The organism is Pseudoalteromonas rubra, from assembly GCF_000238295.3.
Classification (GTDB): domain Bacteria; phylum Pseudomonadota; class Gammaproteobacteria; order Enterobacterales; family Alteromonadaceae; genus Pseudoalteromonas; species Pseudoalteromonas rubra.
This window is the reverse complement of sequence record NZ_AHCD03000035.1, coordinates 1,139,925-1,155,132: the sequence shown is the minus strand read 5'-3', so window position 1 is coordinate 1,155,132 and position 15,208 is coordinate 1,139,925. Positions and strand designations below refer to the sequence as shown.

Below are 15,208 nucleotides of genomic sequence, written 5' to 3'. Positions count from 1 at the left end.
AGGCGGCATTGTACAGCAAAGAAAAAACAATTGCTTGCATAAATTGGCACTAATTTTGTAGGTGTTTGATATTGGTCAAAAAATAAACTTATTTATTTTTTTGCTCGTTAAATTGGCTGGTAAGTGGCTATTTTTAGGAGGAAATCATGCCTGAATGGCGGTTTAAAGGTGATTCAGGCACTGATGAGGGGGCTGTGTTACTGATACAGGCCCAGATTTTCTTTGGCATAGGCTTCAAACTCGGTAAATCCGCCAATATGGCTTTGGTCAACAAAAATTTGTGGTACCGTCGGGCAAGGCTTGCCAGCGGACTTTTCCAGATCGGCCTTGCTTACGCCTTCTTTAATGATGTCAATGTAGCGAAATTTAAAATCGTCACGTTCAGTCGTCAGACGTTCGGACAGGTCTTTAGCACGGACACAGTATGGGCAGCCTTCACGGCCAAAAATTACAGTAAACATCGGTTTCTCCAAATCATTTTGTTTGATGATCAGTATATCGGCCTGCGTACAAAATGAAACCGCCAAAAACCGATGACAGTGATTGAGAAAACCGATGATGCCTCAGGAGCGATACACGGTTTTAATTAGGTGATAACCGAACTTGGTCTTGACTGGGCCATGAACTTCATACAATGGCTTTTTAAAGACCACGTCATCGAATGCTTTCACCATGTCGCCTTTATTGAACTCGCCTAAATCACCGCCCCGTTTTTTCGATGGACATAATGAGTGTTGTTTGGCCAGTTTGTTAAAATCGCCGCCTTTGGCAAGTTTGGCTTTAATAGCCAGGCACTCTTTTTCGGTTTTAACTAAAATGTGGTAAGCGCAGGCTTTTGGCATGGGCAGGATCTCCGGACAATCAAAGGCGCAGATCATGCAAGGAGAAGGCCGAAAACGCAAGTCTCATTTGTCTGCGCCCGGCCTTTTCAGGGGAATCGCTTAGAAAGTGACGCTAAAACCAATAGAAGGGCGGATAGAGAAATCGTCTTCCTCTTCTTCTATATAGAGGTCGTTAACCGATTTGACTCTGTCGTAATCGAGGTCGATATAGGCAATGTTCTCCTGGCCGTAGGCATTCATCAATTCGAAAATTAACTGGCCATCGTTGCCAAATATCTTAGTTTTTCGCTCGAAACGAATATCCAGGCGGTGGTAGACCTTGAACCGCTCTGAGAAAGGTTCGCCATAAACAGGTAAGAAACGACCATCGTGGTCGGGGTTTTCTCTGACACCGACAATCGGCGTGTAGGCCTGACCACTGCGCGCTGTAAAGTTAAAGCCACCTTGCCATTTTTCATTGATTTCATAGTGGAATACTGCATTAAACACCAAAGGCGTATCAGCGTAATAATCCCGGGTGATATTGCGGCTGAGGTCGGTGCGCTCACTCTTGGCATAGCTCAGAGCCACCCAGCCATACCAGTTATCGGTCTTATTCTTGTTGATCAGCAGATCCACACCGTAGGCGCGCCCTTCAACGTCATTGTTATACAAATCATCTGCATTTGGTCCGTCATCTATGGCCAGAGGAAGGTCGTCCATGGTTTTGTAATAGCCTTCGACTGACCAGCTCCATTCGTTGTCCAGCTCCTGACTAAAGCCAAGAGTAAAGTGATCCGCAACCTGAGATTTTAGTTTAGGATTACCTATTTCTGGCAGGATATATTCTACATTTTGCATGCGATTGTAGCGTCCTGCCTTGGCCGAAATGATACTGTTTTCAGTCACAAAGTAGCTCACTGCCAGACGAGGTGAGGTGAAGGTTTCATCCGTGTATTTGTTGTGTTGGCTCTGCACGCCCAGCTCTGTTTGCCAGTCATCGCTCAGTTGCCAGATATGCGCCAGGCCAACAAAGCCGCTGTCGATATCAATCGTCCGTTTGCCGCTGATCCGCTCACCTTTTTTAAGATCGCAATCGGGGTCCAGTTCAGTACACAAGTATTGGAAAGTGTCGTAGCTATATTCTGTTTCGTTGTCAAAATAGGCCGCATCCACAACCAGTTGGTGGGCTGGATTAATACGATAGTTCAAACGAGCTTTGTAGGTGTACTGTTTTTCCGATTCTTCTTCAAAATAACCGTTGGAAATGGTTGCACGGCGGCCATACTCTAGTCGGCCTGAATGGTCGAGCGCGCCAACACCAACACGAAGATGAAACTTGTCATTGTAGTGGTCCCACAATACGTTCTGGCTATTGAACTCCCGGATAAAGCGCGCATCGCCCTGGAACTCCGGTGTTTTTTGCGCTAATTCAGAACGTTCATTGAAACCTGCAGCGGCCGAGTCTTCCGCACCTGTAAAGTTAAAAGTTAGCGTATTGTTGGCATTGATGTCCCACAGGAATTTACCCTGGTAATCATGGTCATCCGGAGCATCATTGATGGTGACGCCGGTTGGCTCGCCATCTTCATCTTCGAGTTCTTCGCCTTCTTCAAAGAACAGGGGGAGGGTACTTTTTCGCCCCGATACATAGAAAGCCGTACTGTCGCTGAGCTGGCCTTCCACAAACACGCCAGCGTTGAACATGGTCAGGTCCAGCGTAGTGGTGATTGGCTGATACTTGGGATTACGAAGCGTTACGTCAAAGACTGCGCCCGTTGCATTACTGTAGCTGCTGCCGTAGCCCGCAGAGTAGAGCTGGAAATCCTGAATGATATAGCGGTTAAATATTGAACTGCCAAAATCATGGAAAATATAACCCGCAGGCATAAAGTCCACTTCGAACATGTTATCACTGGGGCTTGAGCCACGCACGGCCGGTTCACTCATTGAGCCGCCAGCCGCAACCACTCCTGGTAGTGCATACACAGCCCGTAGCGGGTCGCCCATAGCACCTGGCATTTCGATGAGCTTTTCCGTGTCTTCTGTGATCTCAGAGGTAATTGAGCTGCGTTTATAATGCACTTCGATGTGTTCCATGTCTGTGCTGGTGTTTGCTTGTGCCTGCAGTGCGATGCAAAGCATGATAGGCGACAGTGCAAACGTTTTGTTGAATGACGAGCGCGTCATGGTAGTCCCTTATTGAATCTAAGCTGAATATGAATGGGACTAGTGTATGAGAATAAATCGTACCTTTGTTTTACCTAAGGGTAAGAAATTGTCGATTACCCCTACACTTTCTTACACTTAGCTTCGTAGTTTGAGGATGTTAAAGTCTGGCACGTATTCCCAGCTCACTGGAGTAACCGACAGAGCGTTCGACTACTTTCAGGTCATCAGATAACACATAATAGGTGGGGTAAGCCTTAACCTTATAATCTGAAGCGGTATGACTGTTGCCGAGCAGTACAGGCATGCTCAGTGATAAATCTTCAACAAAGCTGCTGACCGCATCTGGATTGTCAAAATCCAGTGCAATGGCGACGGCGTTGACTTTGCCTTGCTCATGTAATTTATTGAGGTTAGGCATACTGTAGCGGCAAATACTGCACCAGGGGGCGAAAAAGTACACTACAGATTGCTGCCCTTGCAGAGACTTGATGGTGACTCGCTGTGTGGGTTGTTCGAGTAGAGGTAAAGAGAAATAAGGAGCAGGGGCTTTGCCATCGTCAGCCAGCATGCCCAGTTCCTGGTAGGCAGTGATAGCCAAAAAAACAATGGCAAAAATAATGAGTTGTAGAATAGTTTTTATCATGCGCGCTCGCAAATTTTAATCTCCGAGCGCGAGTATAAATAAAAAAACAGCAACAACACAATCAGTCGTAGATATTCTCTCCCAGATATCGTTTGGCTTTTTGTGGCTTGATCCGGGTCAGATCAACCAGCACCAGACCATCGATACAGTTGTTGAAGTCTGGATCTATGCTGAAGCTCAGGAAGTTCACCCCGTCAGGTTCGCACAACTCGGTATATTGTTTAAACAAAGTCGGAACCTGGGCACCCATATTGGCCATGATATGCTTGAGCTCTGCAAAGTCTTCTTTAATATCATTACCACAAAATAGCTGGGCAAAGTCTTGTTGCTGCGTCGGCGTAAACTTAAATTCGTTTTTGGGGGTTGCCAGAGATGCCAGATTGGAGAAGTAATGCTGGTAATGGTAAATCAGCATAGCTTTGGCTTTATCTGGCAGTGCATTGGATAAACTGACAGCGCCAAAAAGGTAGCGATGCTGTGGGTAGCGTTTTACAAAAGCACCAATCCCATACCAGAGGTAATCGAGACTCTTGCGTCCCCAGTATTTAGGCTGTACAAAGCTGCGTCCCAATTCAAGACCATGCTCGAAGTAGGGTTGCATGTGCTCAGCATAATTGAACAAACTGGTGGTGTATAAACCTTCAGTGCCCTGTTCATTGATGACAGATTGTGCGCTGGCCAGTCGGTAAGCGCCGACGAGCTCCAGGTGTTTTGCATCCCACAACACCAGATGTTGATAGTACATGTCGTACTTGTCGATATCACGGCGCTTACCACTGCCTTCTCCTACAGCACGAAAGGCAATTTCTCTGAGCCGACCCAGCTCGCGAAAAATGGGCGAACTGCCCTGATATTGATAGAGGTAGATTTGCATGCCATCCTGGGTTTCACCGAGTCGCTCACACATTTCAATCGCTTGTTTCAGCTCTTTTTTACATTCAGGCACGGCAATGGGCGACTGGGTTTTCAGTGGTAAAGACTTTTTCGAAGCCAGCCGGTACAGCTGTTTGCGGATCAGTGCGACGATTTCTTTGTCTTTGAGGTTTTCTAGTAAATAGGAAGCCGGTGGGATGCTGGCGCCAATCTCAAATTCCAGCGACTTTTGACGTTGTTTAAACATCTCCTTAACCAGCAACAGGCTGGCTAAGGGCTTGTAGATCATTGACGTACCGTAAAACAGCGGACTGTTTTTCGCTTTAATGAAAATAGGCAGAATAGGGCAGTTGGCTTTTTTGGCCATGCGCAAAAAGCCCGAATTCCACTTACAATCTTTGATACCGGTTGGTCCAAGCCGGGACACCTCTCCGGCAGGAAAAATCAGCAAGGCACCCTCTTGTTTGAGGTGATGATGAATATTGGCCAGCTCCTGCTTGCGACTTGCGCCAGACAGGTTGTCCACGGGTAACAGCAAGGAGTGCATGGGCGTGAGGGACATCAACATTCTGTTGGCAACGACTTTCAGATCAGGACGTACCTGAGCCAATACCTTGATCAGTGCCAGTGCATCCAGTGAGCCGATGGGATGATTAGCGACAATCACTACACTGCCTTCGCTGGGGATATGTTCTATTTGTTTGGGCTTGAAACGGGCGTCGAAATCCAGCTCTTCCAGCACCTGCTCGACAAATTCAATCCCTTGCAGGTGTGGGTAGGTATCAGCAAATGCTACAAATTCCTGTTCATGGAGCAGGTAGCCCAGGCCTTTCTTTACCAGGCCTTTTACTTTCGGTGAGTTCTCTAATTGAGGCAGGTTTGCTTCAATGACCTTATCAACACTGATCATATATTCATTCTCAAGTTCTATAACCGCTTTCCGTCAAGATTAAGAACTCTCTATGACAAGCAAGTTGCAACTGTATGTCAGTTTGATGGCCATCGCGTAAGTACACGTATAGGCGAGAATTTTGATACAGTGATGTCAGATAAAAACAGAACAAAGGGGATCGCATGGCATTATTAGTCTGTGTAACAGGCAGAGACAACAGTAGACTGATCGCTGGATTACAGGAAAGTATGCCTGATACAGATATCAGAGAGTGGCCACAAACGGGTGATCTGGCAGAGATTGAGTTTGTGTTGGCCTGGAATGCGCCTGAGTCTTTGTGGCAACAGCTGCCCAATTTGAAAGTGGTTCAATCGTTTGGGGCGGGTGTAGATGGCATACCGTTAGCTGCGTTGCCTGCAGGGGTCCAGGTGTGTCGAATTGTGGATCCTGCGCTTGCGGATGATATGGCTGAGTATGTGTTGGGGCATGTGCTCGCGCATAAGCTACGTTTGAGTCTGTATTATCAACAACAGCAGCATCAGGTCTGGCGTCCTAAGCGGGCCTGCAGTGGCCGTCGTGTGGGTATACTGGGGCTTGGGCAACTTGGACAAGTGGCCGCTACAAAGTTGAAGCAAAATGGCTTTGAGGTACTGGGTTGGTCAAGGAGTGAAAAAAAAATCTCGGGTATCACCACGTTTTGGGGGCAGACGCAGTTGACTCGATTTGCCTCGCAGTGTGATTACCTGATCTGTTTGTTGCCCCTGACGGCTCAAACCCGCGGGATTTTAGATGGCTCGCTGTTTGAGGCGATGCCATCGCATGGTGTGCTGATAAATGTGGCCAGAGGCGCGCATCTCAATGAAGCCGATCTGCTCCATGCGCTGGATACTGAGCAAATAGCAGCGGCTACGCTGGATGTCTTTGTATCAGAGCCAGTCGAACCGGAGCATGCGTTTTGGCAGCATCCGAAAATCACGATGACGCCCCATGTGGCGGCGTTAACAAGTCTGAAAACGGCCACGGCACAAATCGTGTCGAACATGCAAGCGATGCAAAAAGGGGCGCCATTGTCGCATTGTGTGGATATTGGCCTGGGCTATTGAGCTGGCCATTGTGCATACTCATAAAAGCAAGTGAGTGTTGCTCTGAGCCCGTTGAGGCGTTAATGATTGCGTAACCCGGAGCGTGAGGGGATCATTTTCCGGGTCATTTGACGCTGGATTGGCGAGCTACAAAATACTGTATAAAAAAACATCTTGTGACATCTAATTACATTCAGTAAGTTATGAAAAAATAATAATAAAGAGTCGCTTTTCATGAATGGTAATCAAGGTGGCGTTAAGCTCTCCGTTGTTCTGTTTACAGTTATTATATTGGGTGTCATGGCGTGGTTTAATCAGGCCAAAGCGGAGTCTCCTGAAACGGCTCACCAAGATAATGAAGAAACAGTAATAACGCCCTCAGAAAGCTAACAAAGGATAGCAGCACGGGCTGCTATCATCGTTTTGCATGTCGTTCTCTGTTTTCTACTTTTTTCTCTTCGCTTTTTTTCAGCAGCACGTAGGTGGCGCCATTTCCCCCATGGCAACTCAGCGCTGAATGAAAGGCGAGTGTTTGCGGCATTTCCTGTAGCCATTTATTGCAGTAGCTTTTTAGGATAGCCGGAAAGGGTTTACTCTTCAGACCAATCCCATGTCTTATCAACAAAACCCGAATGCTGCGTTGGTGGCAGTCGATGATGAAATCAAAGAGCGACTTTCTGGCTTCACGGAAAGGTTTGCCGTGTAAATCCAGAGTAGCGTCAATTTGATACTTACCCAACCTGAGATTTTTGAATACACCTTGTTGCACCCCATCTTTTTTGTAACTAAGGAGGTCATGGGGATCAAGCAAGTCTACATACTCAGTGGAGAGAAAATTCGGGTCGAAATCTTGTTCCTGTTCAGCGGCTTCTCTACGTGCAAGTTGTGCCAGTGTGGGCTCGTTTTGTTGACGTTTGAGCTCTGCTTTTTTGTCTTGTGCTAAGGGGACGACGTCCCCCATTGAGGCGAGAAAAAGTTCTTCATCTGTCATGGCCATACTGCGTCTCCAAAACCAATGGGTGTGGCCAGATTGTAGCGCAGGCTCAGAAATTAGAAAATATCTTTAAGCTTCGTTGCTCAGTTTACGTCCTGCCGTCAAAATGATGCGGCAGGACTGCCTACACTAAGGCGTATTATACTGCTCGTGGGTAAAGAGCTTAAACAGATAAAATGAATTAATCAGAATCAAACCCAGGTTTGAGATCACCGACGTGTTCATCAGATCGAGGCTGAACAAAATAAACAGGATGCTACAGGTCGCCAATGCCGCGCCACGCAGCAAGGTTTTATGGTTAATAAAAAAGGCACCAAATCCTAGCACTAGCAGTAATAAATTAAGTAGCCAGTCAAATTCGTTCGGCATGATCGTCAAAGTACTCCAGGTTGTTCAATAAAGGGGCGCCATTATGCGCCCCAACCTGCGCCTATTCAAACGAGTATTTTTATATTTTTCGGATTAGTTTTTCTAATCAAAAATCAGCTTCATGAGGGCAGAGATAAAACCTTGCTGTTCGATGATTTGGTATTTCTGACAAGAATCCGGGTCGCGCTCATCCTGACACAGATAAAGTGTGTTTCTTTCCAGGGCTGGCCGGATGTGCAGGTTTGAGTCGAATAAAACGGGGTCGACCCCCGGTAAGCCGGGCCAATAGACACTTTGCGCGACCAGTCCGAGCTTTTCATAGGTAATAAGTTTAGGCTTGGGAAAAACAATTAGAAGGAGTAAGACCACAGCGGTGATTATCCAGCGGGTTTTGTTTGGTTTGGCCTCTTCTTGTTGTGCTGCGGCAAGTTGTGCTTGTTGTTGAAGTTGCTGTTGTTGTAATGCTCTTTGTTGTTGAGGTGATAAGCGTTTTTTTTGTGTAGGTCGTTTGTTTTTGGACCTGGCATCTACCTGATTGAGCAATGCCTGTTTTTTTGGTCTTTGTGCCATGCTTTGCTATAGCCTTTTGTTTGCAGGACTCTATAATAGTTCTATGCTAATAATAGCGCATTTCAATTGACTAGCCCACGGGAAAGGATATGGAACAACAAATCTCTATATTAATTGTTGATGACGTAGGCACTGTTCGCAGTTTCTTGCATCAGACTCTGATGCACTTGGGCATCGATAACGTAAAAGAAGCGTCAACGGCGAAGCAATGTATTACTGCCTGTGAAGAGCAGCACTTCGATATCGTGTTTTTGGATATTGAACTCCCGGATGGAGATGGTAAAGAGCTGATCGCAGAGCTGGCTGAAATTAATCCGGATATTAATGTAGTGATGGTGTCGGCACACTCAACGGTTGATAACGTGAAAGATGCGATCGAGCGCGGGGCCAAAGGGTTTGTGGTTAAACCATTTTCACCCAAGAAAATTGCCGCAATGTTGAAAAAGTTCTATCCCAAGCTTGAATTAGCTTAACCTGTATTGTTACAGGGTAGTGTGCATCATTCACCCTGTGACGCTGCCGATGGGCGGCGTGACTGCATTTGAGCTTTCATCTACTTCAAGCCCTGACACTCAGGCATAAAAAAACCGACTTACGTCGGCTTTTTCATATCCAAATCCACAATTATAGTGCTTTGATTTTAGCAGCTAGGCGGCTCTTATGACGAGCAGCTTTGTTTTTGTGGATAAGACCTTTAGTTGCGTAACGGTCCAGGATAGGTGTAGCAACAGCGAAAGCTTGCTGTGCAGCTTCTTTGTCACCAGCTTCAATTGCAGCGATTACTTTTTTGAAGTAAGTACGCATCATTGAACGACGGCTTGCGTTGTGCTGACGACGTTTTTCGCTAGTGATAGCGCGTTTTTTTGCAGACTTGATGTTAGCCAAGGTATGCTCCTAACAATCTTAAAATAAGCTTAGTTTAAAGGCCGAGGAATATGCCCTTTTTATTCTTTAAAGTCAATAAAAATTACCCTCGGCTGGTCAATTTGTTTGCATATCGTGCTTGTCCCTAGCCCCTCGCAGCCATAAGTGGCTAGTTGGGTTGCACGACAGCGAGTCTGAAACGATTGGGGCAACCGCAATCTCAGATCTTATACCAAGTTAGCACCTGTCAGGGCACACCACTTGGCACACTGCCGACATTGTAGCAAATCCCCTACCGCTCTACTAGAGTGTTTGTGTTGTTCCTTCAGAGCGGCTTGCGTTGGCATCGCTTATCAGACCCATATCTATGTCTATCCTGGGGGATTAAAGTTAGCTATGTCTAACAGGTGTATGAGTATTTATCTGGACTGGCTTATGGCATAATCCCGCGCAAAGAATACTGTGAGGAAATCGAGTGGCAAAGGGGTTGTTTAAATCGGGCATGATAGTGAGTGCCATGACCATGATATCCCGGGTGATGGGACTGGTCAGAGACGCTGTAGTGGCAAATTTGTTGGGGGCCGGGCTTGCGGCCGATGTATTTTTATTTGCTAATCGTATTCCGAATTTTATGCGTCGCCTTTTTGCCGAAGGTGCTTTTGCCCAGGCATTTGTGCCTGTACTCGCCGAGATAAAAGAACAACATGGGGATGACAAGGTTCGGCTGTTTGTTGCGCAAGCCGCAGGTACCTTGGGTACTATTCTCATGCTGGTGACCTTAATTGGTGTCATTGGTTCACCTGTCATAGCCGGGCTGTTTGGCACAAGCTGGTTTATTGATTGGTGGCAGGGGGGAGAAAATGCAGAGAAGTTTGTATTGGCCAGTGCTTTGTTAAAGCTGACCTTTCCCTATTTATTCTTTATTTCTCTGGTTGCACTGAGTGGTGCAGTACTGAATGTGTATAACCGCTTTTCTGTGGCAGCATTTACACCTGTGTTATTGAATATTTCTATCATTGCCAGTGCACTTTTGCTACATGACCAGTTTGAGCAGGGCGCTTATGCTTTGGCCATTGGGGTGTTTTTGGGTGGGCTGGTGCAATTTTTATTTCAACTGCCATTCCTAGCCCGGCTCGGGATGTTGTCGTGGCCCACATTTGCCTGGCATGCGCCCGAGGTAGTGAAAGTACGTAAACTGATGCTCCCGGCAATGTTTGGAGTATCGGTCAGCCAGATCAACTTGTTGCTTGACACTATTATAGCGGCGGCGTTGGCAACTGGCTCTATTGCCTGGTTGTACTATGCAGACAGGCTCATTGAGTTTCCACTCGGATTGTTCGGCATTGGTATTGCCACTGTGATTTTACCCGCATTATCTAAGCTCCATGCAAAAGATAGTATTCAGGAGTTTCAGCAAACACTAGACTGGGGTGTGCGGTTTGTCATCTTTTTGGGGATCCCTGCGATGGCGGGGTTGGTGCTCATCAGTCCGATCATTATTTCTGTTTTGTTTGGTCACGGTGCGTTTGTTGAGAGCGGGCAGGATAACATTGGCGCTGTAAGTGGTGCCGTTACGGCTTACTCGGTCGGTCTGGTCAGTTTCATGTTAATAAAAGTACTGGCCCCCGGTTTTTTTGCTCGCCAGGACACCAAAACACCCGTGAAAATCGGTATCATTGCAATGTCACTCAATATGCTGTTTAACCTGATGCTCGCGCCTTTTATTGGCTATATTGGACTAGCGCTGGCAACGGCATTATCAGCCACCTGCAATGCCGCTTTATTATATCGCTCCCTCAATCAGGCCGGTGTATATCGGGTGTCAGGCTTTACTCTGACATTTGCTGCCAAATGTTTGCTTGCAAGCCTTGTGATGTCGGGTGTGCTGATGTGGTTGGATCGGATGTTGCCGTGGCAGGGGCGAGCGTTCATGGAACAAGTCGGCATATTGGGTCTACAATTGGTGACCGCAATACTAACGTACTTCGTTGTTATGTACTTGACAGGGGTTCGGCTCAGCACGATTCGGGACAGTTCAGCAGTTCCTGCAAGCACTGCATAGGCATTATTCGCATTTGCCGGGAACTTGGGTATAATCGGGCTTTTATACTGCTTTAGTAATCACAGGTGTTAGTTGTATGCAATTGATCAGAGGGATCCACAATATTCGACCCCACCACTATGGCTGCGTGTTGACGATAGGGAACTTTGATGGCGTACACCTGGGGCACACCGAAGTACTAAAGGGCTTAGTGGAAGATGCTCGGGTGCATAACTTGCCAAGCACGGTTATGCTGTTTGAGCCACAACCACAAGAGTTTTTTGCTAAGCAGCAAGCACCAGCTAGATTGACCCGATTGCGAGATAAACTCGCGTTATTGGCAGACATTGGCATTGAACGTGTGATTTGTGTCAGTTTTAACGCGCGATTTGCTAACTTTCAGGCCGAAGACTTTGTCCGTGAAGTGCTGAGTGCAAAACTGGGAGTCAGGGCCCTGACCGTTGGTGATGATTTCCGCTTTGGTAAAGGCCGGGTCGGGGACTTTTCGATGTTGCAGCGACTGGGTCGCGAGCTGAACATGGAAGTGACGGACACGCAGAGTTTCAGACAAAGGAATAGCCGGGTCAGTAGCACATTGATCCGTGCTGCACTGGCCGAAGGTGATGTTGGGTTGGCCCATGAAATGCTTGGCCACACTTATGCGATTTCAGGACGGGTGATCCATGGCTGGAAGAAAGGTCGTGAGTTGGGATTTAAAACTGCCAATGTGGCGCTTAAACGCCAGGTCAGTCCCGTTCAGGGCGTGTTTGCAGTGCGTGCCAGGGTGCACGATACTGACTACTGCGGTGTTGCAAACGTTGGTACAAAGCCCACCTTGAATGGTAAGCGAGCCTTACTAGAGGTACATATTTTCGACTTTGACCAGGACATTTATGGTCAATTTATAAAAGTGGAGCTGCTCCATAAGCTCCGTGATGAACAAAAATTTGAGTCATTGCAGCAGTTAACTGAGCAAATTGCTCAGGACGTCATTGCTGCAAAACACTTTTTTCAATAATTTTAAGTAGCCGATACGGAAAGTAAAGTAAATGAGCGACTACAAGCATACGTTAAATCTACCGGAAACTGAGTTTCCAATGCGTGGCAATTTGGCACAACGCGAGCCCAAAATGCTTAAAAAATGGTACGAACAAGATCTGTATGGTCAGATCCGCAATGCCAAAAAAGGTAAAAAGCCATTTATTTTGCACGATGGTCCTCCTTACGCGAACGGTAATATTCACTTAGGTCACTCTGTAAATAAAATCCTTAAAGATATCATTATTAAGTCAAAGACACTTTCCGACTTCGATGCACCGTATGTACCGGGCTGGGATTGTCATGGATTACCGATTGAGCTACAGGTTGAGAAGAAAGTTGGCAAACCAGGTAAAAAAGTATCTGTTGCTGAGTTTCGTGAAAAGTGTCGTGACTACGCGCGCAAACAGGTAGACGGACAAAAGACAGACTTTAAACGTCTGGGCGTTTTGGGTGACTGGGATCGCCCCTACCTGACAATGAACTTCGATTTTGAAGCCAATGCACTACGTGTATTAGGTCGCATCATTAAAAATGGTCATCTGCATAAAGGGGCTAAGCCAGTTCATTGGTGTACAGACTGTGGCTCGGCATTGGCGGAAGCGGAAGTAGAGTATCAGGACAAACAGTCTCCTGCGATTGACGTAAAGTTCGACTTTGTTGATGAGCAGGCGCTGGTGAGCGCGTTTGCATTGGCTGACGAACATCAGGGTAAGGGTGCTGTCAGCACTGTGATCTGGACAACCACGCCTTGGACTCTGCCTGCTAACCGTGCAGTTGCTGTCCATGGCGGTCTGGAGTACGCGCTGGTGCAAATCGAAGATGAAGGCCAAGAGCAGCGTATGGTGCTGGGTTCTGAACTGGTTAAAGATGCGATGGACCGATTTGGTTTTAATCGCTACCACGTGCTGGGCTATGCCAAAGGTGCGGTACTGGAAAACCTGCGTGTTGCGCATCCTTTCTATGACTTTGATGTACCAGTGATCCTGGGCGAGCACGTTACAACTGATTCAGGTACGGGTATTGTTCACACAGCACCTGGCCATGGTCCGGAGGATTTCGCAGCTGGTCAGGCTTATGATCTGGAAGTGGCAAATCCAGTGGGTGCAAATGGTGTATTCCTGCCAGACACACCGGTGTTCGCAGGTCAGCATGTGTTTAAGGCAAATGAAGCCATTATTGAGCATTTAAAAGAAAAGGGTGCTTTAGTTCATCATCATGCGATGACTCACAGCTACCCACACTGTTGGCGTCATAAAACGCCGATTATCTTCCGCGCGACACCACAATGGTTCGTGAGTATGGATCAGGCGAACCTGCGTCAGGATTCTATGGCAGAAATTGGCAAAACTCAGTGGATCCCAGAGTGGGGTGAAAACCGTATTGCAAACATGGTTGAAGGACGTCCGGACTGGTGTATCTCGCGTCAGCGTACCTGGGGTGTTCCAATCGCGCTGTTCGTCGACAAAGATACAGGCGCACTGCATCCGCAAACTGAAACCTTGATTGAAGAAGTCGCAAAGCTGGTTGAACAAAAAGGCATTCAAGCCTGGTATGACCTTGAGCCTGCCACTTTACTGAATGAGGCCGATGCGCAACAGTATGTCAAAGTACAAGATACGCTGGACGTGTGGTTCGACTCGGGTGTAACACACGCCTGCGTTGTTGATGCGCGCGAAGAGCTGAGCGGTCCTGCTGACCTTTATCTGGAAGGATCGGACCAGCACCGTGGTTGGTTTATGTCGTCGATGATGACATCAGTCGCCATTAACGGCCATGCGCCTTACCGTCAGGTTTTGACACACGGTTTCACCGTGGATGAGAAAGGCCACAAAATGTCAAAGTCTCTGGGCAACGTGATTTCGCCACAGGACATCATGAATAAGCTGGGTGCTGATATTCTGCGCTTGTGGGTCGCTTCAACTGATTACACCGCTGAAATGACCGTCTCAGATCAGATTTTCAAACGTGCCGCAGACCGATATCGCCGTATCCGTAACACCAGCCGTTACTTGCTGTCGAACCTGAGTGGTTTTAATCCGGCAACGGACTTGGTGGCTGTTGAAGATATGATTGAACTGGACCGCTGGATTGTCAGTCGTGCCGCCCAATTACAGCAAGAGATCGTAGAAGCGTACGATAACTACCAAATGCTGGTTGTGACACAGAAGCTCATGAACTTCTGTACCGGTGAACTCGGTTCGTTCTATCTTGACGTTATTAAAGACCGCCAATACACAGCTAAGAGTGACAGCCATGCGCGCCGTTCTTGTCAAAGTGCGCTGTATCATATTGCAGAAGCGATGACACGCTGGATGGCACCTATCATGAGCTTTACTGCGCAAGAAATTTGGGAAGTATTGCCAGGTGAGCGTGGCGAGTTTGTCTTTACAGATGTCTGGTACGACGGTCTGACACAGGTGAGTGAAGGTCAGTTGAGTAATGATTTCTGGCAAGAGCTGTTGGCTGTCCGTGACGAAGTAAACAAGGTGCTGGAAAGTGCGCGTAAAGAAGAGACCATTGGCGCAACTTTACAGGCGGAAGTGACGCTGTACACAGGCGGCGACCTGGCAGAGAAACTACAAACCCTGCAAGATGAACTGCGATTTGTATTGCTGACATCGAAAGCTCAGGTGGAAGTGGTGAATGCTAAGCCAGAAGGCACGGTTTCAACAGAGATTGACGGCTTGTTTATCTCAGTAAAAGCAACACAGGCACCTAAGTGTGACCGTTGTTGGCACCATTGTGAGGATGTCGGTCAGCACGATGCACATCCAGAGTTGTGCGGCCGTTGTGTGACCAATGTTGACGGCGCTGGTGAACAGCGTCAGTTCGCTTAATCTAGGAGT

Annotated in this window: 15 protein-coding genes; 6 read left to right on the top strand and 9 right to left on the bottom strand. The window is 47.3% G+C overall.

The window, feature by feature from the left end:
- Positions 1 to 197: 197 nt before the first annotated feature.
- The 5 genes from PRUB_RS16460 to olsF all read right to left on the bottom strand — a co-directional run bounded on the left by PRUB_RS16460 (position 198) and on the right by olsF (position 5,419).
- Positions 198 to 461, bottom strand: a complete 264-nt coding sequence (locus PRUB_RS16460; RefSeq protein WP_010382505.1) for a GrxA family glutaredoxin — start codon at positions 459 to 461, stop codon at positions 198 to 200.
- 102 nt (positions 462 to 563) lie between these two features.
- A complete protein-coding gene (locus PRUB_RS16455; RefSeq protein WP_010382504.1) occupies positions 564 to 842 on the bottom strand; it encodes a peptidylprolyl isomerase in 279 nt (92 codons plus the stop codon).
- Positions 843 to 941: 99 nt separating this feature from the next.
- A complete protein-coding gene (locus PRUB_RS16450; RefSeq protein WP_010382503.1) occupies positions 942 to 3,011 on the bottom strand; it encodes a TonB-dependent receptor plug domain-containing protein in 2,070 nt (689 codons plus the stop codon).
- Between the two features lie 139 nt (positions 3,012 to 3,150).
- Positions 3,151 to 3,636, bottom strand: a complete 486-nt coding sequence (locus PRUB_RS16445; protein WP_010382502.1) for a TlpA family protein disulfide reductase — start codon at positions 3,634 to 3,636, stop codon at positions 3,151 to 3,153.
- 61 nt (positions 3,637 to 3,697) lie between these two features.
- Positions 3,698 to 5,419 carry a bifunctional ornithine lipid synthase OlsF gene (gene olsF, locus PRUB_RS16440; protein WP_010382501.1) on the bottom strand — a complete coding sequence of 574 codons (1,722 nt, stop codon included), beginning with the start codon at positions 5,417 to 5,419 and terminating at the stop codon, positions 3,698 to 3,700.
- Positions 5,420 to 5,583: 164 nt separating this feature from the next.
- Here olsF and PRUB_RS16435 point away from each other — a divergent pair, with 164 nt between their 5' ends.
- Entirely contained in the window at positions 5,584 to 6,504 is a 921-nt protein-coding gene (locus PRUB_RS16435; protein WP_010382499.1) for a 2-hydroxyacid dehydrogenase, read from the top strand.
- Positions 6,505 to 6,717: 213 nt separating this feature from the next.
- Positions 6,718 to 6,873: a hypothetical protein gene (locus tag PRUB_RS16430; protein ID WP_010382497.1), complete on the top strand. Its 156-nt coding sequence runs from the start codon at positions 6,718 to 6,720 to the stop codon at positions 6,871 to 6,873.
- A 25-nt stretch (positions 6,874 to 6,898) separates the two neighbouring features.
- Here the strand turns inward: PRUB_RS16430 and smrA are convergent, their stop codons facing one another.
- The 3 genes from smrA to PRUB_RS16415 all read right to left on the bottom strand — a co-directional run bounded on the left by smrA (position 6,899) and on the right by PRUB_RS16415 (position 8,416).
- Positions 6,899 to 7,480, bottom strand: coding sequence for a DNA endonuclease SmrA (smrA, locus tag PRUB_RS16425; protein WP_010382495.1), 582 nt, complete (start codon positions 7,478 to 7,480; stop codon positions 6,899 to 6,901).
- 126 nt (positions 7,481 to 7,606) lie between these two features.
- Positions 7,607 to 7,846 carry a hypothetical protein gene (locus PRUB_RS16420; RefSeq protein ID WP_010382493.1) on the bottom strand — a complete coding sequence of 80 codons (240 nt, stop codon included), beginning with the start codon at positions 7,844 to 7,846 and terminating at the stop codon, positions 7,607 to 7,609.
- Positions 7,847 to 7,948: 102 nt separating this feature from the next.
- Positions 7,949 to 8,416: a hypothetical protein gene (locus tag PRUB_RS16415; protein WP_010382491.1), complete on the bottom strand. Its 468-nt coding sequence runs from the start codon at positions 8,414 to 8,416 to the stop codon at positions 7,949 to 7,951.
- Positions 8,417 to 8,505: 89 nt separating this feature from the next.
- On the opposite strand from PRUB_RS16415, the gene PRUB_RS16410 reads away from it, so the two are divergent.
- Positions 8,506 to 8,889 (top strand): response regulator, encoded by a 384-nt coding sequence (locus tag PRUB_RS16410; RefSeq protein ID WP_010382489.1) that lies wholly within the window; start codon positions 8,506 to 8,508, stop codon positions 8,887 to 8,889.
- Between the two features lie 151 nt (positions 8,890 to 9,040).
- On the opposite strand, the gene rpsT is transcribed toward PRUB_RS16410, so the two are convergent.
- Positions 9,041 to 9,301, bottom strand: coding sequence for a 30S ribosomal protein S20 (rpsT, locus tag PRUB_RS16405; RefSeq protein WP_010382487.1), 261 nt, complete (start codon positions 9,299 to 9,301; stop codon positions 9,041 to 9,043).
- 454 nt (positions 9,302 to 9,755) lie between these two features.
- Between rpsT and murJ the strand changes: the two genes are divergently transcribed.
- The 3 genes from murJ (at position 9,756) to ileS (ending at position 15,199) form a co-directional block, all read left to right on the top strand.
- On the top strand, positions 9,756 to 11,342 hold the full coding sequence (gene murJ / locus PRUB_RS16400) for a murein biosynthesis integral membrane protein MurJ (protein WP_010382484.1): 1,587 nt from the start codon (positions 9,756 to 9,758) through the stop codon (positions 11,340 to 11,342).
- Positions 11,343 to 11,418: 76 nt separating this feature from the next.
- Positions 11,419 to 12,339, top strand: coding sequence for a bifunctional riboflavin kinase/FAD synthetase (gene ribF / locus PRUB_RS16395; RefSeq protein ID WP_010382482.1), 921 nt, complete (start codon positions 11,419 to 11,421; stop codon positions 12,337 to 12,339).
- Positions 12,340 to 12,370: 31 nt separating this feature from the next.
- Entirely contained in the window at positions 12,371 to 15,199 is a 2,829-nt protein-coding gene (gene ileS / locus PRUB_RS16390; RefSeq protein ID WP_010382480.1) for an isoleucine--tRNA ligase, read from the top strand.
- The last annotated feature ends 9 nt before the right edge of the window (positions 15,200 to 15,208 follow it).

Bases quoted from the DNA above. Each gene is read 5' to 3' on its own strand.
- PRUB_RS16430 (WP_010382497.1), top strand. From the start codon at position 6,718: ATGAATGGTAATCAAGGTGGCGTTAAGCTCTCCGTTGTTCTGTTTACA.
- PRUB_RS16450 (WP_010382503.1), bottom strand. From the start codon at position 3,011: ATGACGCGCTCGTCATTCAACAAAACGTTTGCACTGTCGCCTATCATG.
- PRUB_RS16445 (WP_010382502.1), bottom strand. From the start codon at position 3,636: ATGATAAAAACTATTCTACAACTCATTATTTTTGCCATTGTTTTTTTG.
- PRUB_RS16460 (WP_010382505.1), bottom strand. From the start codon at position 461: ATGTTTACTGTAATTTTTGGCCGTGAAGGCTGCCCATACTGTGTCCGT.
- ileS (WP_010382480.1), top strand. From the start codon at position 12,371: ATGAGCGACTACAAGCATACGTTAAATCTACCGGAAACTGAGTTTCCA.
- PRUB_RS16415 (WP_010382491.1), bottom strand. From the start codon at position 8,416: ATGGCACAAAGACCAAAAAAACAGGCATTGCTCAATCAGGTAGATGCC.
- PRUB_RS16420 (WP_010382493.1), bottom strand. From the start codon at position 7,846: ATGCCGAACGAATTTGACTGGCTACTTAATTTATTACTGCTAGTGCTA.
- PRUB_RS16410 (WP_010382489.1), top strand. From the start codon at position 8,506: ATGGAACAACAAATCTCTATATTAATTGTTGATGACGTAGGCACTGTT.
- olsF (WP_010382501.1), bottom strand. From the start codon at position 5,419: ATGATCAGTGTTGATAAGGTCATTGAAGCAAACCTGCCTCAATTAGAG.
- PRUB_RS16435 (WP_010382499.1), top strand. From the start codon at position 5,584: ATGGCATTATTAGTCTGTGTAACAGGCAGAGACAACAGTAGACTGATC.
- smrA (WP_010382495.1), bottom strand. From the start codon at position 7,480: ATGGCCATGACAGATGAAGAACTTTTTCTCGCCTCAATGGGGGACGTC.
- PRUB_RS16455 (WP_010382504.1), bottom strand. From the start codon at position 842: ATGCCAAAAGCCTGCGCTTACCACATTTTAGTTAAAACCGAAAAAGAG.
- ribF (WP_010382482.1), top strand. From the start codon at position 11,419: ATGCAATTGATCAGAGGGATCCACAATATTCGACCCCACCACTATGGC.